Origin of the sequence: Flavobacterium phragmitis, from assembly GCF_900112575.1 — a bacterium.
GTDB lineage: Bacteria > Bacteroidota > Bacteroidia > Flavobacteriales > Flavobacteriaceae > Flavobacterium > Flavobacterium phragmitis.
In genome coordinates, this window is sequence record NZ_FOMH01000012.1 from 148,043 (window position 1) to 167,492 (window position 19,450).

At 32.1% G+C, this 19,450-nt stretch carries 25 protein-coding genes; 18 read left to right on the top strand and 7 right to left on the bottom strand.

Translation table 11 applies throughout. The features are described from left to right. Positions 1 to 13 precede the first annotated feature (13 nt). The 3 genes from BM289_RS20590 to nadC form a co-directional block, all read right to left on the bottom strand. Positions 14 to 442: a DUF2147 domain-containing protein gene (locus BM289_RS20590; RefSeq protein ID WP_091497036.1), complete on the bottom strand. Its 429-nt coding sequence runs from the start codon at positions 440 to 442 to the stop codon at positions 14 to 16. A 1-nt stretch (position 443) separates the two neighbouring features. Beyond that, positions 444 to 1,367, bottom strand: coding sequence for a YihY/virulence factor BrkB family protein (locus tag BM289_RS20595; RefSeq protein ID WP_091497039.1), 924 nt, complete (start codon positions 1,365 to 1,367; stop codon positions 444 to 446). Positions 1,368 to 1,468: 101 nt separating this feature from the next. After that, positions 1,469 to 2,326 carry a carboxylating nicotinate-nucleotide diphosphorylase gene (gene nadC / locus BM289_RS20600; protein WP_091497041.1) on the bottom strand — a complete coding sequence of 286 codons (858 nt, stop codon included), beginning with the start codon at positions 2,324 to 2,326 and terminating at the stop codon, positions 1,469 to 1,471. A 436-nt stretch (positions 2,327 to 2,762) separates the two neighbouring features. Here nadC and BM289_RS20605 point away from each other — a divergent pair, with 436 nt between their 5' ends. From BM289_RS20605 to rlmH, 7 genes are all read left to right on the top strand, one after another. Beyond that, complete coding sequence (locus BM289_RS20605) at positions 2,763 to 3,863, top strand: DNA alkylation repair protein (protein WP_091497043.1); 1,101 nt, start codon at positions 2,763 to 2,765, stop codon at positions 3,861 to 3,863. A gap of 242 nt (positions 3,864 to 4,105) precedes the next feature. Further along, positions 4,106 to 4,987, top strand: a complete 882-nt coding sequence (locus BM289_RS20610; RefSeq protein ID WP_091497046.1) for a pirin family protein — start codon at positions 4,106 to 4,108, stop codon at positions 4,985 to 4,987. A gap of 2 nt (positions 4,988 to 4,989) precedes the next feature. Next, entirely contained in the window at positions 4,990 to 5,385 is a 396-nt protein-coding gene (locus BM289_RS20615; RefSeq protein WP_008463013.1) for an OsmC family protein, read from the top strand. Positions 5,386 to 5,390: 5 nt separating this feature from the next. Further along, positions 5,391 to 5,675, top strand: a complete 285-nt coding sequence (locus BM289_RS20620; protein ID WP_091497048.1) for a GNAT family N-acetyltransferase — start codon at positions 5,391 to 5,393, stop codon at positions 5,673 to 5,675. Between the two features lie 184 nt (positions 5,676 to 5,859). Further along, the gene (locus BM289_RS20625) at positions 5,860 to 7,275 is read left to right on the top strand and encodes an amidohydrolase family protein (protein ID WP_091497050.1); all 1,416 of its coding nucleotides are present in this window, start codon (positions 5,860 to 5,862) and stop codon (positions 7,273 to 7,275) included. 159 nt (positions 7,276 to 7,434) lie between these two features. Continuing rightward, a complete protein-coding gene (locus BM289_RS20630) occupies positions 7,435 to 7,737 on the top strand; it encodes an antibiotic biosynthesis monooxygenase family protein (RefSeq protein ID WP_091497052.1) in 303 nt (100 codons plus the stop codon). Between the two features lie 144 nt (positions 7,738 to 7,881). Next, positions 7,882 to 8,355 (top strand): 23S rRNA (pseudouridine(1915)-N(3))-methyltransferase RlmH, encoded by a 474-nt coding sequence (gene rlmH, locus BM289_RS20635; protein ID WP_091497140.1) that lies wholly within the window; start codon positions 7,882 to 7,884, stop codon positions 8,353 to 8,355. A 37-nt stretch (positions 8,356 to 8,392) separates the two neighbouring features. Here the strand turns inward: rlmH and BM289_RS20640 are convergent, their stop codons facing one another. The 3 genes from BM289_RS20640 to folP are packed head-to-tail and all read right to left on the bottom strand — an operon-like array spanning position 8,393 to position 10,341. Further along, positions 8,393 to 9,025, bottom strand: a complete 633-nt coding sequence (locus BM289_RS20640) for a hypothetical protein (RefSeq protein ID WP_091497054.1) — start codon at positions 9,023 to 9,025, stop codon at positions 8,393 to 8,395. Between the two features lie 23 nt (positions 9,026 to 9,048). After that, positions 9,049 to 9,504, bottom strand: a complete 456-nt coding sequence (locus BM289_RS20645) for a hypothetical protein (protein ID WP_091497056.1) — start codon at positions 9,502 to 9,504, stop codon at positions 9,049 to 9,051. Positions 9,505 to 9,519: 15 nt separating this feature from the next. Beyond that, complete coding sequence (folP, locus tag BM289_RS20650) at positions 9,520 to 10,341, bottom strand: dihydropteroate synthase (RefSeq protein ID WP_091497058.1); 822 nt, start codon at positions 10,339 to 10,341, stop codon at positions 9,520 to 9,522. Positions 10,342 to 10,558: 217 nt separating this feature from the next. Here folP and BM289_RS20655 point away from each other — a divergent pair, with 217 nt between their 5' ends. The 11 genes from BM289_RS20655 (at position 10,559) to BM289_RS20705 (ending at position 18,944) form a co-directional block, all read left to right on the top strand. Continuing rightward, complete coding sequence (locus tag BM289_RS20655) at positions 10,559 to 11,098, top strand: DUF1599 domain-containing protein (protein ID WP_091497059.1); 540 nt, start codon at positions 10,559 to 10,561, stop codon at positions 11,096 to 11,098. An 80-nt stretch (positions 11,099 to 11,178) separates the two neighbouring features. Further along, entirely contained in the window at positions 11,179 to 12,279 is a 1,101-nt protein-coding gene (locus BM289_RS20660; protein WP_091497061.1) for a BT_3928 family protein, read from the top strand. Positions 12,280 to 12,566: 287 nt separating this feature from the next. Beyond that, positions 12,567 to 13,094 (top strand): alpha/beta hydrolase, encoded by a 528-nt coding sequence (locus BM289_RS20665; RefSeq protein ID WP_317043582.1) that lies wholly within the window; start codon positions 12,567 to 12,569, stop codon positions 13,092 to 13,094. Positions 13,095 to 13,422: 328 nt separating this feature from the next. Then, positions 13,423 to 13,920 (top strand): TlpA family protein disulfide reductase, encoded by a 498-nt coding sequence (locus BM289_RS20670; protein ID WP_091497065.1) that lies wholly within the window; start codon positions 13,423 to 13,425, stop codon positions 13,918 to 13,920. 87 nt (positions 13,921 to 14,007) lie between these two features. Next, the gene (tpiA, locus tag BM289_RS20675) at positions 14,008 to 14,760 is read left to right on the top strand and encodes a triose-phosphate isomerase (protein ID WP_091497066.1); all 753 of its coding nucleotides are present in this window, start codon (positions 14,008 to 14,010) and stop codon (positions 14,758 to 14,760) included. A 174-nt stretch (positions 14,761 to 14,934) separates the two neighbouring features. Further along, positions 14,935 to 15,768, top strand: coding sequence for a 50S ribosomal protein L11 methyltransferase (gene prmA / locus BM289_RS20680; protein ID WP_091497068.1), 834 nt, complete (start codon positions 14,935 to 14,937; stop codon positions 15,766 to 15,768). Positions 15,769 to 15,805: 37 nt separating this feature from the next. Beyond that, positions 15,806 to 16,081 (top strand): ATP-dependent Clp protease adaptor ClpS, encoded by a 276-nt coding sequence (locus BM289_RS20685; protein ID WP_091497070.1) that lies wholly within the window; start codon positions 15,806 to 15,808, stop codon positions 16,079 to 16,081. Positions 16,082 to 16,145: 64 nt separating this feature from the next. Then, positions 16,146 to 17,417 carry a sterol desaturase family protein gene (locus BM289_RS20690; protein WP_091497072.1) on the top strand — a complete coding sequence of 424 codons (1,272 nt, stop codon included), beginning with the start codon at positions 16,146 to 16,148 and terminating at the stop codon, positions 17,415 to 17,417. A 9-nt stretch (positions 17,418 to 17,426) separates the two neighbouring features. Then, on the top strand, positions 17,427 to 18,110 hold the full coding sequence (locus BM289_RS20695) for a lysoplasmalogenase (RefSeq protein ID WP_091497074.1): 684 nt from the start codon (positions 17,427 to 17,429) through the stop codon (positions 18,108 to 18,110). A gap of 16 nt (positions 18,111 to 18,126) precedes the next feature. Beyond that, complete coding sequence (locus BM289_RS20700) at positions 18,127 to 18,576, top strand: 2-dehydro-3-deoxyphosphooctonate aldolase (protein WP_091497076.1); 450 nt, start codon at positions 18,127 to 18,129, stop codon at positions 18,574 to 18,576. A gap of 2 nt (positions 18,577 to 18,578) precedes the next feature. Beyond that, positions 18,579 to 18,944, top strand: a complete 366-nt coding sequence (locus tag BM289_RS20705) for a hypothetical protein (protein ID WP_143102110.1) — start codon at positions 18,579 to 18,581, stop codon at positions 18,942 to 18,944. Between the two features lie 64 nt (positions 18,945 to 19,008). Here the strand turns inward: BM289_RS20705 and BM289_RS20710 are convergent, their stop codons facing one another. After that, entirely contained in the window at positions 19,009 to 19,266 is a 258-nt protein-coding gene (locus BM289_RS20710; protein WP_143102111.1) for a hypothetical protein, read from the bottom strand. Between the last annotated feature and the right edge of the window lie 184 nt (positions 19,267 to 19,450).

The window sequence follows — 19,450 nt, forward strand, 5'->3', positions numbered from 1 at the left end:
TTAGATTTTAGAATTAATTTTTTACTCTTGTCCAGTATTGTGTTCTTCCCATCAAAGAAATCCCTACATAACCGCGAAGTTTTAATTTATCTGCCGATTCTAACGAAATATAACATTTGTATTTTTTACCGCTTGTTGGATCAAAAATTGTTCCTCCGTTATATTCCGAACCATCTTTTTTAAGTCCGTTTATAATCACCATTCCTAAAATTGGTTTGTTCTTTTCAGCACCATCACACTTTACACAAACATCTTTTTTATGGTTCTCGCGAAGTATATCTACAATCTTCCCGTATATTTTTCCTGACTTTTCGTAAATTTCTACAACCGATTTAGCTTCACCTGTTTCATCATCAATAGTTTTCCATTTTCCAATTACACTTTGGCTTTGCATGGTCAGCGCAAAGAAGAACACTCCGATAGTTAGCATCAAATTTTTCATATTATTTTTCTTTTTTTTGTTTTAATTTTCTGATAGAAGCATTCAATTCGAACCCTAAAAGCAGAATCATACAGTTTATCCAAATATAAAACATTAGAATTAATAATGTCCCAATTGAACCATAAAGTTCGTTATATTTTGAGAATTTTATAACCCAAATCCCAAAAAAGAACGAAGATATAACAATTAAAATGGTCGTAAAAACAGAACCGATGCTTATAAAAGATACTTTATTGTACTGTTTTGTACCATAACGTAATAATATTGAAGATGTTATCAAAATCATCAGAATAACAAATAAATATCGTCCTAAAATAATTAGGGGAATACGATCGCTTAAGACATCCTGAATAATTGTCTTTTGGATAAAGACCTCAAATACCACAATCGTTGCTACAGTTACAAACAATATAACGGTCATTACAAGTGAAATGGCAAGCGCGACCAAATATTGCCTAAAAAAACCTCTTTTATCAAAAACGTGTTTGGAAGATTCGAAACCGCTTAAAATTCCGTTGATGCCGTTTGCCATCAAAAAAATAGAAAGCAAGAAACCCGATGATAATAAACCAGAGTGACTATTATTCAGGATATCACTGATAATTTTACTAATAGCATCATAAGTATTTGGCGGAACACTCTGTTGGACAAACTGCAGAAAATCGTCCTGAAAATTATCGATTGGAATAAACGGAATTAAGTTCAGAATAAACAACGCAAAAGGAAATAAAGCCATAAAAAAGCTAAAAGAAACAGCACTGGCATGATAGGAGAATGCACCTTCAAGAATTCCTAAAGTGTACATTTCAAGCAAATCATACAGCGAAAAACCTTCTAACCAAGGTAACTTTATTGTTTTTAAAAGTCGGGCTAGATTGCGTATAACAGGCAATTTTTCAATCCGAGCTTCTATCTCTTGCGACATATCTTTCTGATTTTAGATTTTAGAGTTCAGATTTTAGATTTATACCTAAATTGAATATGTTTCAGAACCCAACTCATAACTCAAAACTCTTAACTCATCGCCTAAAAAGCTTTCAAACTCAAATCCATATTGTAAACAGAATGTGTTAAAGCTCCAGACGAAATATAATTTACACCGCACAAAGCATATTCACGAATGGTTTTTTCGTTGATATTTCCTGAAGATTCTGTCTGACATTTGGATCCAATAAGTTTTACGGCTTCTTTGGTATCTTCATAATTAAAGTTGTCAATCAAAATTCTGTGAACGCCGTCGCTTTGTAAAATCTCTCTAATTTCATCCAAATTACGAGCTTCTACAATAATCTTTAAATCAAGATTATTTGCCTTTAAGTATTCTTTTGTTTTAGCAATAGCACGGGTAATGCCACCAGCAAAATCAATATGATTATCTTTTAACATTACCATATCATACAAGGCAAAACGATGATTTTCTCCTCCGCCAATTTTTACAGCCCATTTTTCTGCTACTCTAAAATTGGGTGTCGTTTTTCTAGTGTCCAGAATTTTAGCTCCCGTTCCTTCTAAAAGTTGTGCGTATTGATTCGTCTTAGTAGCAATTGCCGACATTCTCTGCATCGTATTTAAAACTACTCTTTCGGCTTTTAAAATAGATTGTGAACTTCCCGAAACTTCAAAAACAACCTCTCCATATTCTACATGAGTTCCGTCTTCGATATATGTTTTTACCTTAAGCTTTGGATCTACGTATTCAAATATCATTTTAGCAAGTTCAACACCAGCAATAATTCCCTGATCTTTTACTAATAATTTTGCCTGACCATGAGCCGTATCTGGAATACAGGCCAGTGAACTGTAATCTCCTGTACCAACATCTTCTCTAATGGCATTGCTTATCAAAAGCTGTAATTCTGATTGAAACTGAACTTTACTTATCATTTTCTTATTTTTAATAATACGCTAAATTAGAACTTATTTTATGGAATTAAAAGTTTACTTTTTGCGAAAAGTTTATTATTACCTTAAATTCTGTTTTTAACAATACAGAAAATACATCTTTTTTCAAACACATAGAAACATAGTTTTACTTTGACTTTAAGAGGCGTTTCACTTGCATCAATGCACATAGTTTCAAGTGCAACCTATGTGTTGAAATCTAGATTTTTTCTAAATTCTAAATTGCTTTTACTATAAAATCTATGTTTCTATGTGTTTAAATTTTTCAAATCAAATCTGCTTCAACAATTAAAAACAGTAAATATCTCTTTTTTAACCCTTAAGATAGTGTGAAAAATAAAGTTACAATTCTTAACAAAACTTACTCTCTTAATAAGAAATCAATTAAATATCTTTGAGGTTTATTCAAACAAAAATCATGGGATTAATTAAAGATATTTATTCGGTTTCATTTTACGAAAATTTTAGCAAAGCTGTCGCTGAAGTCTATCCAACATTCGAAAAACAAAAATTCATTGAGGCAATTTTCGATGGAAATTTTGCCCAGAAAGAATGGAAAGAAAGAATGAAACATACTACTGTTGTTTTTCATCAGTTTATGCCTCAAAATTTCCCTGAAGCCGTTGCTTTAATTGATAAAATCATAGAAAACTTAAGAAAAAACAACTTTGCTGACAGCAATCTGGCTTTCGTTTTCTTTGCTGATTATATCGAAATGTATGGTTTAGACGATTTTGAAACTTCGAAGAAAGCCTTCGTTTCTATTACACAATTTATCAGTTGTGAATTTGCCGTTCGTCCTTTCATTTTAAAATATAAAGAACAAATGATCGACGAAATGATCAAATGGTCCTTGCATGAAAATCATCATGTTCGTCGGTTGGCAAGCGAAGGTTCACGTCCGAGATTACCTTGGGCAATGGCGATTCCATTTTTGAAGAAAGATCCGTCTTCTATTCTTCCAATTTTAGAAAATCTAAAAAACGATCCTTCCGAATATGTCCGAAGAAGTGTAGCCAATAATTTAAATGATATTGCCAAAGATAATCCGCAGATTGTATTGGAAATTGCTTCTAAATGGAAAGGTCATAGCAAAGAAACTGACGGAATTATCAAACACGGTTCAAGAACTTTATTAAAACAAGGACACCCAGAAATCCTGAGTCATTATGGTTTAGAAAGCAGTAATATTGAACTTTCGTCTTTCGAAATTAAAACACCGACAGTAAAAATTGGCGATTATTTGCAATTTCAATTTCATTTAAACAATAAAAACGAAGAACCTAAAACAGTACGTCTAGAATATGCTGTTCACTATAAAAAAGCAAAAGGACACCTGGCTAAAAAGGTCTTTAAAATCAGTGAAAAGATGTATCATCCGAATCAATTAACTAAGATCGAAAGAAATCAGTCTTTTAAATTGATTACAACGAGAGTTTTTTATACCGGAGTGCATCAATTATCTATTATAATTAATGGAACTGAGAGTGAAGTTTTGAAGTTTGAATTGATTGATTAAACCGAAAAGGTATTATCGAATATTGTCAGACTGAGCGAAGTCGAAGTCCCGCAAAGTGATTCAGCATGTGGGACTTCGACTTCGCTCAGTCTGACACAAAAACGCAACAAGTAATCGAATTTGAAAAAACACGCATTTTTATTACTTTTATAGTTAATACAAAAAGTAAGCTTTCTTAATCTAAATTAAGTTACAGATTTCCATCACAACTGTAATTTTGTTTTCAAATCAAATAATACCACATGTCAAATATCAGTTTAATTATCGAAGAACGTGCTGCCAATATTGGCAACTTTATGGTAGGTCGTTTATTGCCTTTCCGTGAAAAAAGAGCTGTCGGACCATTTGTATTTATCGACCATATGGGGCCTGCACATTTAAGTGACCACGAAAATATGGATGTTCCTCCACATCCGCATATCGGACTTTCTACTTTAACCTTTTTGTTTGAAGGAAGTATCATGCACCGCGACAGTTTGGGAACAGAATTGGAAATAAAACCGGGCGCTGTAAACTGGATGACAGCCGGAAAAGGAATCGTACATTCTGAAAGAACTCCTGAATATTTAAGACATTCAGATAAAATGCTTCACGGATTGCAAATCTGGGTGGCACTTCCAAAAGAATTAGAACAAATGGAACCAAATTTCACTCATGTTGAAGCAGATGACATTCCAGCTTGGGAAGAAGATGGTGTTTCTTACAAACTAATTGCCGGTGAAGCTTTTGGCAAAAAATCTCCCGTTCCGGTTTATAGTCCGCTGTATTTTATTGAGATTAAAAGCAAAGATGCTAAGAAAATCAATATTGGAAAAGATTTATTTGGCGAAAGCGGTTTATATATTTTAGAAGGAAGTATTAAAAATGGTGAACATGTTTATGACCCAAGACAAATTTTAATCACAACTGAAGCTTCTCTTTGTGAATTTGAAATTACCGAAAATTCAACTGTATATCTTTTTGGCGGTGAACCGTTTCCTGAAGAACATTTTATCTTTTGGAACTTTGTTTCTTCGGATAAAAACTTGATCGAAAAAGCAAAAGTTGATTGGACAAACCAAACTTTCCCAAAAGTTCCTGGAGAAACCGAATTTGTGCCATTACCTGAACCAAGAATCAAATAATTATGGATACACTTTCAGCAAAAATAGATACGCGTTTGTATCGCACAGAAATTACATCTGCCAGCGGAAATGTTTTAATTTCAGATGAACCACAATCTTTAGGCGGAAAAAATTTAGGACTGAATCCAACAGAACTTTTGGCTTCGTCATTGGCTTCTTGCACTTTAATTACTTTAAGAATGTACATTAATCGCAAACAATGGAACGTCGAAGAAATCAATATCAAAATTGATTTTGAAAGAGATTCAGAGCGAAATTGTACCTCATTTACCAGAAGAATTGAAGTAATCGGCGAAGTAGACGAAACGCAAAGACAACGTTTAGAAACAATTGCTAACAGCTGTCCTATTCATAAAACATTGACACATTCAATTGAAATCAAAACCACACTAATATAACAACCATGGAAATTCAACAAATAAACGATATAAAAAGAGGCTACTTTGAAGCAACAGAAGACGGAAAAGAAGCTGGAAAAATGACCTATACTTGGGCAGGAGATTCTAAATTCATCATTGATCATACTGAAGTAAGTCCGGAATTCAACGGAAAAGGTGTTGGAAAAAAATTAGTGATGGCTTCTGTAGAATATGCAAGAGCAAATAATTTGAAAATTATCCCACTTTGTCCTTTTGCTAAAAGCGTTTTTGATAAAGTTGAAGAAATTCGTGATGTACTTTTTTCTTAAGGGACAAAGTTTCAAAGAAACAAAGGGACAGAGGTTTTCTATCTTTGTCTAAAATTTTATTGTAGAGACGCACTGCTGTGCGTCTTTTTATTTAATAAATCATTTGAACTTTGTTCCTTTGTTTCTTTGCAACTTTGAACCTCAGATAAAAATCGTATATTTGCGCGTAATTTAATCTTAGAGTATGACAAGAATAATTACAATTTTCTGCATTTTGATAACACAAATCGGCTTTTCTCAATCGGCTGACAGTTATTTAGAAAAAATCAGAAATAATGAAGCGCTCTTAACCGCTTTCTTTCAACAAATGCCAAAAGGAGGCGATTTACACCATCATTTTTCAGGATCAGTTTATACAGAACCGCTTTTAGAAAGAGCAATTGCAGAAGACTTTTATTTGAATTTAGAAACTTTAGCGGTTTCTAAAACAAAACCTGCAAACGGAAATTGGGAGAACTTTTCATCTCTTAGAAACAAAGGAAAATTAGAGCATTACGAACAGCAGATTATGCAGACTTGGTCAATTAAAGATTATAATGGCTCTGTTCCGTCTGACGATCAGTTTTTTGATTCTTTTCAAAAATTCGAACCTACTATCAAAGGTCATTTTGCAGAAGGAATGCTGGAATTAAAAAAGCGCGCCATTGCTGAAAATGTTCTTTACATCGAAACACAATTATCAACGATTCCGTGCGATATGAATGTTTCTGATTTAGCTGATTTTAATTCCAAATTACGTCAGGCTTCTAAACAAAAAGACGAAAAAGCAGTTTTAAAACTTTTGGACGAACTGTACAAATCACTTCAGAAAAAAGAGGCTAAAAAATATGCTGAAGATTTCAATAACAATTTTCTGGCGAAACTTCATAAAGACTTAAAAATAGATGACGAAAAATTCACCATGCGTTATCAGAACTTTGTATTGCGCTTTATGGAACCGGTGGATTTATTCAAGAATCTGGTAATTGCTTTTATTTCGTCAAGCGAAAGCAAACTGACTGCTGGAGTAAATATCGTTTCTCCGGAACATGGCGAAAATTCTATGAAAGATTATTGGTTGCACATGGTGATGTTTAAATATTGTCATTCGAAATTCCCAGACGTAAAATATACGCTCCACGCAGGCGAATTGACTTTAGGTTTAGTTCAGCCAGAAGAATTGACTTGGCATATTAATGACGCGATTTATGTTGCTGGAGCAAACAGAATTGGACACGGAGTTGACATGGCTTATGAAGCAAATTCGTATGATTTATTGAAATATATGTCGAAAAATAATATTCCGATTGAAATCAATTTAGCGAGCAACGAATTCATTTTGAAAGTAAAAGAAAACAGACATCCGTTTACGCTTTATAAAGAGTTTAATGTGCCAATTGTAATCAGTACAGACGATGCCGGAATTTTAAGAAGCAATATGACAGAGCAATATGTTTTATTGGCAAAAAGATATCAGGATGTTTCATATTCAACAATAAAAAAATACGTTTACAACAGCATTAATTACAGTTTTATCCAAGACGAATCGGTTAAAAAACAATTGATTAAAGATTTAGATAATCGTTTTAAAATTTTTGAAGCGAAGTTTTCTAAAAATTAATATGTGTGAGATTTCACGCAGATTTTAAACAGATTTAAGCTGATTAACGCAGATTTTTTTCAAACTATAAATATAAAATCTGTTGAATCTGCAAAATCTGCGAGAGTATAATTTTCTCCCGCAGATTTTGCAGATCAAGCAGATAAAATTCATTTAATTATGATTTTAGAAGCCGCATTTCTATATGTAAAACCAGAATTGGCAAATCAATTTGAAGCTGATTTTGCAAAAGCTAGTCAATATATTTCGTCAATCGATGGTTATTTAGGACATCGTTTAGAGAAATGTCTTGAAGTCGAAAACAAATATCTTTTATTGGTTGACTGGAATATGCTTGAAGATCACACCATTGGTTTCAGAACTTCTGAAGCGTATTTGGAATGGAAAAATATTTTGCATCATTATTACGAACCATTTCCAATTGTAGAACATTTCGAAACGGTTTTTGAAAATAAAAAATAGTTTTTTGCCACAGATTTCAGAGATTTTCACAGATTACAAAATCCTTTATAATCCTTTTAATCTGTGGCAAAAGAAAATAAATTCGTGGCAAAAGAAAATAAATTCGTGGCAATTAGTGAAATTCGTGGCAAAAAAACTTTACAAATGAACATCAAGTTAATCGCAATAGGCAAAACAGACAATAAATCGCTTCAGACTCTGATTGACGATTATACCAAACGTTTGTCATTTTACATCAAATTTGATTTGGAGATTATTCCCGATATCAAAAGCGTAAAAAACTTATCTGAAAGCCAGCAAAAGGAAAAAGAAGGCGAATTGATCCTATCCAAACTTTCAGCAACCGACCAATTAATTTTATTGGATGAAAACGGAAAAAACTTCTCCAGCGTTGGTTTCTCTGAAGAATTGCAAAAGAAAATGAATTCTGGCGTTAAAACTTTGGTTTATGTAATTGGTGGGCCTTATGGATTTTCTGAAACCATTTATAAAAAAGCACAGGGAAAAGTATCGCTTTCACTAATGACGTTTTCGCATCAAATGGTTCGTTTATTTTTTATCGAACAATTGTACCGCGGCTTTACGATTTTACGAAACGAACCTTATCATCATCAGTAAAAATTAGTGTTCATTCACAGTTTTTTAGTATTCAGTTTTAGAAAATGTATTCTATCGGAAGTTTATCGAGATTGTAAGTCACTTCTTTTTGCAATAAAATCTTGTATCGAAGATATTCTTCATAGCTCATATTTTTATCAAACAAAAAGACTAAATCTGGAACTTTTTCAAATTTTATACTGTAAAATTGCTTTAATATTTCTGTTAATTTTATTTCTTGATTTCCCACAAAAACCTGTTGTTTTCCTTTTTTAAAGTAAACTACAAAACTTCCTTTGGCAGGTCTTTCCATTTTATAAAACACTTTCGTGAAAGGTAGAAAAGCTAAATTCTTTCCAATAGAATCTGCATAAGAATAATAGTTTTCAGATTCTTCATTCTGATGCATTTTTTCATTACGCTTTTTATCCTGCATTTTCATTACTTGCGGAATTACCAATTTCAAAGGAAGACGTTTGTCTATATTCACAATCCAATTCGTAGATATTATGGCGCTTTTTCGGTTTAAATCGGCTATTGTATCTTTTCCTTCGGTTTTAAAAAAGATATAAATAGGCGAATGATCTTGTACATCTTTTACAATTGTAACATTTGATTTTGGTAACAATACATCTTCTTTTTTTCCGCAGGAAAACAAAAAACAAACTATAGCTAAGGCAATGTATTTCATATCATTAATAACATTTTTAAAAATTATTCAGCTCTGTATTTTTCTTGTAACAATGAATAATATCTCTTTTCTAATTTAGTATAATCATTTTTCCAATCTTCAACAGTTTTTGGTACATTATACTTTGAATAATTCAAAATTAAAATCTCCTCATCCAAATCATCAAAAAAATTCCACTGTTCTTCATACTCATCTAGCTCTCCTTTCCAGATATTCATTTTATCTTTATCGATAGTTATAAGAAATTTTTCGCCAACAAATCTACGAGCTTTCCAATATAAACTAACCTTATCTGCATGATTCAAATTGAGATTTATTTTAAATACTTCATAAAAGTCAACCGGACCATTCATTCCTAGTCTAAATTCATTTATAGTCCAACTAGGTATATCTCCCAAATAAAATAGAATATCATTGTTTTCATCTATTTCAACTTTTTGAAGTACATTCAGAGTATTTAAAACATTAGGATTTTCCATAATTGTAACGATAAATTAATTAATCTTATCAAACAAAGTAACACATTCCACCGCTTCTTTCACATCATGAACACGAAGAATTTTTGCTCCTTTCATCAAAGCAATCGTATTCAGAAATGTTGTTCCGTTTAACGCTTCCTGCGGTGTAATATCTAATGTCTTATAAATCATTGATTTTCTTGAAATCCCTGCTAAAACTGGCAATTCCAACAAATTAAAAAGCTCCATTTTCTCCATTACTTCATAATTTTGGTCAGTTGTTTTTGCAAAACCGAAACCTGGATCTAAAATCAAATCGTTGATTCCTAAAGCTCTTGCTTGTTGTACTTTTTCAGAAAAATAAAAAAGCATTTCTTTTACAATATCATCATATTGCGTCAAACTTTGCATCGTCTGCGGATTACCGCGCATGTGCATCATAATGTATGGAACGTTGTATTTGGCAATCACTTCAAACATTTTGTCGTCCAATTCGCTGGCTGCAATATCATTTATGATTGTCGCACCGCTTTCTATACTCGCTTTGGCAACTTCAGCTCTAAAAGTATCAATGGATAATAATGCTTCTGGAAAATGCTTTAAAATCAATTCTATTGCGGGAACAATTCGGTCGATTTCTTCTTGTTCTGAAACAAATTCAGCACTTGGTTTACTGGAATAAGCGCCAATATCGATAAATGTAGCTCCTTCGGAAAGCATTTTATCGACTTGCAAAATAATTTCGTCTTCATTTTTATATTTTCCTCCGTCAAAGAAAGAATTTGGCGTTACGTTTAGAATTCCCATTACTTTCGGAATCGTTAAATCTACAAGTTCGCCTTTACAGTTAATAAACATTTGGTTTCAAGTTTTATTTGTTTAAGGTTTCAAGTTCATGCAGATTACACAAGTTTGGGAACTTGAAACCTGAAACCTGAAACATTTTTTCAGTTTCAAGTTCTCAGCGTTAACAATTTGTTTAGAAAAAACTTGAAACAAAGAAAACCTGAAACTTGAAACTCTTAAAAAATTATCCTTATTTTTGAAGAAATTTTAGCAAATATACAGCATATAAATGAAGAATACTTCCGAAGAGTTTGATAATGTTATCGCGGTTTGCCGTACATTGTTTATCAATAAAATGAAAGATTATGGTAGTGCATGGAGAATTTTGAGATTACCATCGCTTACTGATCAGATTTTTATAAAAGCACAAAGAATTAGAAGTTTACAGGAAAATGAAGTCCGCAAAGTGGATGAAGATGAAAAAGGAGAATTCATCGGAATTATCAATTATTCTATTATGGCTCTGATTCAGTTAGAATTAGGTGTCGTAGACCAGCCTGATTTGGACGTTGAAAAAGCAACTGAATTATATGATGCTAAAGTAAAACTGACGAAAGATTTGATGGAAGCCAAAAATCACGATTATGGAGAAGCGTGGCGCGACATGCGTGTAAGCTCTTTAACCGATTTGATTTTGCAGAAATTGCTTCGTGTCAAACAAATTGAAGACAACAAAGGAAAAACAATCGTTTCTGAAGGAATTGATGCCAATTATCAGGATATGATTAATTATTCTGTTTTTGCTTTAATACTTAATCCAATAAAATAATATTTAGCCACAAATTACACAAATTCCCACAAATCAATTCGTGTAGATTCGTGTAATTAGTGGCAGAAAAACTTTACCCCATGAAAAACATTATTACCCAATTCTCCCGATTATTTGTCGGCGTCCTATTTATCATTTCTGGATTAATCAAACTAAATGATCCAGTTGGTTTCTCTTATAAATTAGCAGAATATTTTAGCGAACCCGTTTTCAATATGCCATTTTTAGAGCCATTGGCTTTAGGACTAGCTATCTTTTTAGTAATTCTAGAAGTTGTATTAGGTGTAATGCTTTTAGTGGGTTACAAATCAAAATTAACGATTTGGGCGTTATTGCTTTTAATTGTTTTCTTTACCTTCCTTACCTTCTACTCTGCTTATTTTGATGTGGTAAAAGACTGTGGCTGTTTTGGAGATGCTTTACATTTAACGCCTTGGCAATCCTTTACAAAAGATGTTGTTTTACTTTTCTTTATTTTGATTTTATTCATCAATAAAAAATTAGTAAAACCTTTATTCTCAAAATTAGTAACCAACATTATTACTTTAATTGCCATTATTCTATGTGTATTTATGGCGGTTTGGGTTTTAAATCACAATCCGATAAAAGATTTCCGTCCGTATAAAGTGGGAACAAACATCGAAAAAGGAATGGAAATTCCGGAAGGCGCTCCAAAATCGGTTGTAGAAATGATTTTCATCTACAAAGTAAATGGTGTTGAAAAAGAATTTACGGAAAAAGATTTAATGAATATCCCTGAAGGAGCAACGTTTGTTGACCGAAAAGATAAAGTGATTTCTGAAGGTTATGTACCGCCAATTCACGATTTCACTATGACTAAAGACGATTCTGATTACAAAGATGAATTGCTTAAAGAACCAAAACTATTAATTTTTGTTACTTACGATTTGAATCTATCAAATCCAGAAGGAATGAAAAAATTAGCAAAAGTAAGTGCTGATGCAAAAGCTAAAGGATATAAAGTGATTGGAATGACTGCTTCTGGAGCAGATGAAATTGCAAAAGCTAAAAAACAATATAACTTAGATACTGAATTCTATTTCTGCGACGGAACAGCTTTAAAAACCGTTGAAAGAGCAAATCCAAGTATTGTGGTAGTGCAAAATGGAACTATTATTCAAAAGGTACATTATAATGATGTGGATGATTTGAAATTGTAATTTTCAAATTAATAAATTTTAAAGCGCCAATTCAACTAAATAGGATTGGCGCTTTTTTTATCAAATTATTAATCGTAAGAAAGATATTAAGTCACATCTTATCTTTTATATATTTGTTTCAACCAATAAAAAATACAAACTAATTAATGAAATAAATCTCAAAGTCATTCCTGACCTTTTTACTAATTGTTTTCTTAATTCAAACAAGTTCTGGCCAATCCGAAACATTAAAAAAAGACCAACGTTATATCTTTTTCCTTCACAATAAGTTTATAGAAGAAAATCCTTTGGATGTTGCACATCCAGAATATGGAAAAGCTGAATACAATGAAATCTTAGCTTCTTTTCGAAAAGACGGTTTCATTGTCTACAGCGAAATCAGAAAGAAAAATACAAATGCCTATGATTATGCCGAAAAAATAACAAAACAAATCAAAAAACTTCTAAAACAAGGAATTTCTCCAAATAAAATTACCGTAATCGGAACTTCAAAAGGCGGTTATATTGCACAATACGTTTCGACTTTTGTAGCCAATCCAGACATGAATTTTGTTTTTATTGGATGTTTCAGAGATATTGACATAAAAGAAATTCCAGATATTAATTTCTGTGGTAATATTTTAACGATTTACGAAAAATCAGATATTTATGGCGTTTCAGCAGTTAGACGAAAAGAGACTTCAAAACTTAAAGTCAATCATTTTAAGGAAATTGAATTGAATACCAATCTTAAACATGGTTTTTTATACAAAGCTTCAGACGAATGGATTGTTCCGAGTAAAAAATGGGCAAATGGAAACTATGAACTGAGATAAAATTTCAAAAAAATAAAATAATTAAGTCTTCAAATGATTCAGTTTATTTGGAGACTTTTTTATTGAAATCTGACGTTTTTTTGCTCTCAATTTTATTCCTTAAATCAAAAAATCAGTCTTTTTTTCTGATTCGAAAAGTAAAGATTAGAAAATCATCCCAATTTCTCCTCTACTATTACGATTTCATTCTCGTATTTCTAACTGAAATATAACTTATTGTTACAAAACAAACGAGTCTTCAAATTTTGTTAATCTCCATTTGGCTTTCAAATTGTTTGTTTAACTTTGTGAATTCAGTACTTAATTTTAAAAATAATTTATTTTACATATGAAACAAATTGCTTTAGTAGTAATTGCATTTATTACCTTTTCTTGCTCTCAAGCTCAAAAAACAGCTTTTTCAAAAGAGGCTTTAGCTGAAAAATTATTAGGGACAGACGATAGTCAAACTACATTTAAAAACATCTTAAAAAAATACAAAGGCAAAACTTTAGTAATTGAAGTTTGGGCTTCTTGGTGTGGTGATTGTGTAAAAGCAATGCCAAAATTAAAAGAATTACAAGCTAATAATCCTGATGTATCTTACTTATTCATTTCTGCTGACAAAACGGCTGACAAATGGAAAGCTGGAATCGAAAAACACGAATTAAACAAAGGCGATCATTATATGATGAATGACGGAATGAAAGGTCTTTTCGGAAAAGCCATCGATTTAGACTGGATTCCAAGATACATTGTTGTAGATAAAACAGGGAAAATTGTACTTTATCGCGCTATCGAAACTGATTTTGCTAAAATCGATGAAACTTTAAAATCATTGAAATAATTTTCAATTACAATAACAATGTCAAAATTCAATTTCAATTTTGACCCTTCAAAAACAAAAAATTAAAAAATAATAAAACTACCAAAAATGAGAAAATCGATTGTTGCAGGAAACTGGAAAATGCATAAAAATGCGGCGCAGACTGAAGAATTATTAAACGAATTAGTAGCTAAAATTCCAGCTAAAACAAATGCACAAGTAATTGTAGCTCCAACTTTTGTAAACTTACAAGCTGCTGTTGCAAAATTAAAAAATACCACTATCGGCGTTTCTGCTCAAAACGTTCACCAAGCTGAAGGCGGTGCGTTTACAGGAGAAATTTCTGCTGATATGTTAACTAGCATTGGTGTTAACACTGTAATTTTAGGTCACTCTGAGCGTAGAGCTATTTTCCATGAAACAGATGCTTTAATCGCAAACAAAGTAGATACAGCTTTAAAACATGATATGACTGTTATTTTCTGTTTCGGAGAAGAATTAAAAGACCGTCAATCAGGAAATCACTTTAACATTGTAGAGAACCAATTACGTGACGGATTATTCCACATTGCAAAAGAATCATGGTCAAAAGTGGTCTTAGCTTATGAGCCAGTTTGGGCTATCGGAACTGGAGAAACAGCTTCACCAGAACAAGCACAAGAAATGCACGAATTTATTAGAGAAACTATCCGTAAAGCTTTTGGAGCTGAAATCGCTGACGAAGTTTCAATCTTATACGGTGGTTCTGTAAAACCAGAAAACGCAAAAGAAATCTTCTCTAAACCAGACGTAGACGGTGGTTTAATTGGAGGTGCAGCTTTAAAAGCTGATGATTTCTTGGCAATTGTAACGGCTATCTAAATCTTTTTTTAGCCACAGATTAAAAAAAATCCTATTAATCTTTTTAATCTGTGGCTAAACAATATAAAGTGATGTATTAAACATCGCTTTTTTTATGCTTTAAATTATCAATGTTCTTGTAGATTTTCAAGCAACTTTTACTTTGTATTCTTACCTTTGCAAAAATTTTTATTTATGTCAAACATCTATTTAGGATATCATTTTACTATTGAGCCGAAAGAATTGGGTTCTGAAATTTTAGTGGCAGAATTAGGCGAAAAAGCGTTTGAAAGTTTTACAGAAACGGAAAACGGAATTTCGGCTTTTGTGAAGAAGGATTTATGGGAGGAGAATATTCTGGATGATATTTACATTTTACAATCAGAAGAGTTTAAGATTGAATATACCATTGAAGAAATCGATCAGGTAAACTGGAACGAGGAATGGGAAAAGAATTTTGAACCCATTGATGTTGACGGAAAATGCCATGTTCGAGCACCTTTTCATGAAAAAACGGATGCCGAATTTGATATCGTAATTGAACCTAAAATGAGTTTTGGAACGGGTCATCATGAAACCACCCACATGATGATTCAGCATTTACTCGAAATGGATGTAAAAGGCCTTAAAACTCTTGATATGGGATGTGGCACTGCCATTTTAGCTATTTTAGCAGAAATGAAAGGCGCTGAACCAATCGACGCTATCGATATTGATAACTGGTGTTATTTAAACTCTATCGAAAATGCAGAACGCAATAATTGCAAACACATCAGCGTTTATGAGGGCGATGCTGCTTTATTGGCAGGTAAAAAATATGATTTGATTATTGCCAATATCAACAGAAATATTTTATTGAATGATATGCAGGCTTATGTTGATGCTTTGAATCCAAAAGGGATTATTCTTTTTAGCGGTTTCTATGAAGAAGACATTCCGTTTATCGATGCTTCAAGCGTTGAGAAAGGTTTAACTTATGTTAAAAAGCTTCAGAGAAACAACTGGGTATCATTAAAATACGTAAATTAGATATTGATAATCAAATCAGTACAAAAACTTAAACAAAATGAGTACTAAAGAAAAAGTTAGAGAAAGAATTCGCGAGAAAGAAGCAACGGGTTTCAATAACGAAATTATCGTTTACAATGATGACGTAAACACTTTTGATCACGTAATTGACACTCTTATGCGTGTTTGCAGCCACACAGCCGAACAAGCTGAACAGTGTTCTTTAATTGTACATTACAACGGGAAATGCACTGTAAAAACAGGCCCGATTGAGAAATTAAAACCACAATGTACGCAACTTTTAGAAGCAGGACTGAGCGCTGAAATTGTTTAGTTGAAAATAATTCAAAAGGCATTCTATTTTATTCTATATTTGGATGAAATAGAATGCTTTTTTTATGGAGGAATATGGAAAGATATTGATTATTGCAATGCCTATATTTTTGACCTTAATTATCATCGAAAAAATATACGGCATCTATACTAAAAATGATACGGCACCTCTAATTGATAGTGTATCCAGCATTAGCTCTGGAATTACGAACTCCGTAAAAGATGTTTTGGGTCTCAGTATTACTTTTCTTTCCTACGAATGGCTTGTTTCCAAAATTGCCTTACAGCATTTAGAAGCAAACGTCCTGTCCTACTTCATTGCCTTTTTTGTCATTGATTTCTATGGTTACTGGAGTCATCGTTTAGCACATCAAATCAATTTTCTTTGGAACAAACATGCGATTCATCACAGCAGTGAAGAATTTAATTTGGCTTGCGCTCTTCGTCAGCCCATTGCGAGTTTGGTTAATCTATTTACCTTTTTGTTAATTCCTGCCGCTTTGTTAGGCGTTCCAGCTTCTGTAATTGCCATTACACTTCCTATTCATTTGTTTTTACAATTTTGGTATCATACCAAACATATTAAAAAAATGGGATTTGTGGAGCATATTTTAGTTACTCCATCTCATCACAGAGTGCATCATGCCATAAATCCAGAATATTTGGATAAAAACCATTCTCAGATTTTTATTTTCTGGGATAAACTTTTCGGCACTTTTCAGGAAGAATTAGATGATGTCCCGCCAGTTTTCGGAATCACAAGGCCTGCTAACACTTGGAATCCGATTAAGATTAATTTCCAGCATTTAACTTTGCTTATAAAAGATGCTTGGCGTGCCCCAAAATGGAAAGACAAATTCACTATTTGGTTTAAGCCAACAGGATGGCGTCCTGAAAACTTTGAAGAAAAATATCCTGTAAATAAAATTGAAAACGTTTTTGAATTTGAAAAATATGGAACACAGAATTCCAAAAGATTAATATATTGGTCTGTTGTCCAAGTTTTAATAACCTTATTGTTTGTGAGTTTTCTATTTGACAATATTGCAAAAATTGGACTTCCAAATATCTTTATTTATGGCTTTTTTATTTTTGTAACTATATATAGTTACACCGAATTAATGGATAAAAGCAGGTTTGCTGTTTTGTGGGAAATTTCACGATTAGGGATCGTAATCTGCATTATAAGCTATTCTGGAGACTGGTTTGGTTTAAATAATGTAATTCCAATTGGTAATTATATTATTTTTACATATTTAATACTATCAAGTATAACGACAGTATATTTTGTTCGTTATGAATTTAAAAACCAACCTAAACCATTATATAATTCATAATCCCCTATTATGAGAAACTCTTCATTTTTTAAACTTTTCATAGCTTTCAGCATCGTTTATCTCGCCCTCCTGTTGCTAGGTCATGACCGTTTCGATTTATTTTTAAAACCCATTTTAATACCAATTCTTGGGTTTACAGTTTATTTCTACAGAAAATTTCCAACTCAAAATACTTTATTAATTGCGCTTCTATTTTCTTGGATTGGAGATGTAATTTTGCTTTTTACTGACCTTGGAGAAATTTATTTCATACTAGGTTTAGTCTCTTTTTTAACAGCACATATTCTCTATTGCATATTATTTAATAAGCAGAACAGAGTTAGAAAAAAACAGAATAAAACCTTTTTTGTCATTGGAAGTATTTTAATTGCAGTATATTTGATCGGAATGGTTTCAGTATTAATACCACATTTGGGCGATCTTGAAATTCCAGTATCTGTTTATGCTACAGTAATTTCGATCATGCTTTTGTTTGCTTTTAACGGACTTTTGGTTTGGGAAAGACCTGGAAATATATTAGTGTTTTTAGGAGCTTTTTTCTTTGTGGTTTCTGATAGTATTTTGGCTGTAAATAAATTTTATGCACCTATTCCAAAAAATTCATTTTTTATAATGATTACCTATCTTCTGGCACAATATCTGATTGTTCTTGGTGTTTTGAAACTAAACCCAAAAAAAGTAAAAGAATCTTAGTTTATAGTATTACCTCATGAAAAAAATAACTCTTTTTATTATTTTATTAATTACTGCGACATCTTGCGTAAGCACCAAATCAACTTTAAAAAATGTAGATGACAATGCGCCTGATTTGGTTTTAAAAAAGGACAATACCTTTGTCATTACTCAATTTGCAAAGGATAAAAAATATGGCTACGACCCTGATTATCCTGTAAATATTTTTTTTCAGAATACTAATAGCGAAACGCTAAACGAAACTCGTTTTCTAAATGCTCTTGCTGGGCCTAGCGGCGAAAAAATCACTTATACCAAGCTTGAAACCTGCTGTCCGTTTCCAACCAAAAGGAGCAATATGGGCGCTGGTTTTTTGAATGTTTACGAGTTGAAATGGGAAGGACAAAAAAAGCCTGTTAAGCTGTATTTAAATATTTATGAAAAAGGGATTTTAATGGTTCCTATGGGATTGAGGTTAAAACAATAAACATGTTAAGAAAAATACCGCTCATATTACTTCTATTACTTTTCTGTGCAGGGTTCATTATGTGGGGACTTTATTTAATGGAAATTGAAGATCATTACGGTGATTTGCAAGAAATCTATTTTGAATCTGAAAATGGTGATTTGATTTTAAATAAACAAAATCAAACTTTTGGCATAATTTCAAAAAACTGGAAGAGGGCAAATGTCATTACAAAACAAAAAGATACTTTAGATTTATATGACTTTGTTAATGAGAATAGATATGAAGTCCTTAGAAGTGAAACAAAGCTTAATTTAAGTGATTTGACCTTTGAAAAACTTATGAAACTAAAAAACGAAGAATCGGTAAAATCTATCTTAAATAATTAATTTATGATAGGGACAAAGTTTTATTTTAGAATACTATTGCTTTTATGTATCTATATTTTCCCTATCATATAGCTATTTTCCTTATTAATTCGGATTCTTTATCTTCAATAGTTCCCGGTTGGAATACTACTATTATTCCCGTAAAGATTCTTTCTAATTCGATTAAATTTCTTGCCCTTCTTGCGACTGCAATTTGTTGCTGGAAACTTTCTAAGATTAAAAATGGCAAATCCATTTGTAGGTTTAAAATAAAAACAGAAGGTTGTAACAAAACATGATAAATATCATTTAGTACTTTCTTTTGATATCCTAATATTGCCACCGAATTATCCAATATGATTTTAGATGAATTATTGTAATTCCACTAAAGTCCTAGCCCTGATAGCAGCGGAAATCATTTTTCTCTAAAACTTATTTTTTCCTGGCTGGGCAGAGCGACCGAAGGAAGCTCCTGAACAGACATTGGAAAAAAAAGTTTTAGAGAAAAATATTGAAGCGAATAGCAG

Coding starts and splice junctions, on each gene's coding strand:
- BM289_RS20630 (WP_091497052.1), top strand. CDS start 7,435: ATGATTTTAGAAGCCGCATTTCTATATGTAAAACCAGAATTGGCAAAT.
- BM289_RS20590 (WP_091497036.1), bottom strand. CDS start 442: ATGAAAAATTTGATGCTAACTATCGGAGTGTTCTTCTTTGCGCTGACC.
- BM289_RS20605 (WP_091497043.1), top strand. CDS start 2,763: ATGGGATTAATTAAAGATATTTATTCGGTTTCATTTTACGAAAATTTT.
- BM289_RS20705 (WP_143102110.1), top strand. CDS start 18,579: ATGTTAAGAAAAATACCGCTCATATTACTTCTATTACTTTTCTGTGCA.
- tpiA (WP_091497066.1), top strand. CDS start 14,008: ATGAGAAAATCGATTGTTGCAGGAAACTGGAAAATGCATAAAAATGCG.
- folP (WP_091497058.1), bottom strand. CDS start 10,341: ATGTTTATTAACTGTAAAGGCGAACTTGTAGATTTAACGATTCCGAAA.
- BM289_RS20690 (WP_091497072.1), top strand. CDS start 16,146: ATGGAGGAATATGGAAAGATATTGATTATTGCAATGCCTATATTTTTG.
- BM289_RS20645 (WP_091497056.1), bottom strand. CDS start 9,504: ATGGAAAATCCTAATGTTTTAAATACTCTGAATGTACTTCAAAAAGTT.
- BM289_RS20700 (WP_091497076.1), top strand. CDS start 18,127: ATGAAAAAAATAACTCTTTTTATTATTTTATTAATTACTGCGACATCT.
- BM289_RS20615 (WP_008463013.1), top strand. CDS start 4,990: ATGGATACACTTTCAGCAAAAATAGATACGCGTTTGTATCGCACAGAA.
- BM289_RS20695 (WP_091497074.1), top strand. CDS start 17,427: ATGAGAAACTCTTCATTTTTTAAACTTTTCATAGCTTTCAGCATCGTT.
- BM289_RS20670 (WP_091497065.1), top strand. CDS start 13,423: ATGAAACAAATTGCTTTAGTAGTAATTGCATTTATTACCTTTTCTTGC.
- BM289_RS20595 (WP_091497039.1), bottom strand. CDS start 1,367: ATGTCGCAAGAGATAGAAGCTCGGATTGAAAAATTGCCTGTTATACGC.
- BM289_RS20660 (WP_091497061.1), top strand. CDS start 11,179: ATGAAAAACATTATTACCCAATTCTCCCGATTATTTGTCGGCGTCCTA.
- BM289_RS20610 (WP_091497046.1), top strand. CDS start 4,106: ATGTCAAATATCAGTTTAATTATCGAAGAACGTGCTGCCAATATTGGC.
- BM289_RS20655 (WP_091497059.1), top strand. CDS start 10,559: ATGAAGAATACTTCCGAAGAGTTTGATAATGTTATCGCGGTTTGCCGT.
- nadC (WP_091497041.1), bottom strand. CDS start 2,326: ATGATAAGTAAAGTTCAGTTTCAATCAGAATTACAGCTTTTGATAAGC.
- prmA (WP_091497068.1), top strand. CDS start 14,935: ATGTCAAACATCTATTTAGGATATCATTTTACTATTGAGCCGAAAGAA.
- BM289_RS20685 (WP_091497070.1), top strand. CDS start 15,806: ATGAGTACTAAAGAAAAAGTTAGAGAAAGAATTCGCGAGAAAGAAGCA.
- rlmH (WP_091497140.1), top strand. CDS start 7,882: ATGAACATCAAGTTAATCGCAATAGGCAAAACAGACAATAAATCGCTT.
- BM289_RS20625 (WP_091497050.1), top strand. CDS start 5,860: ATGACAAGAATAATTACAATTTTCTGCATTTTGATAACACAAATCGGC.
- BM289_RS20620 (WP_091497048.1), top strand. CDS start 5,391: ATGGAAATTCAACAAATAAACGATATAAAAAGAGGCTACTTTGAAGCA.
- BM289_RS20640 (WP_091497054.1), bottom strand. CDS start 9,025: ATGAAATACATTGCCTTAGCTATAGTTTGTTTTTTGTTTTCCTGCGGA.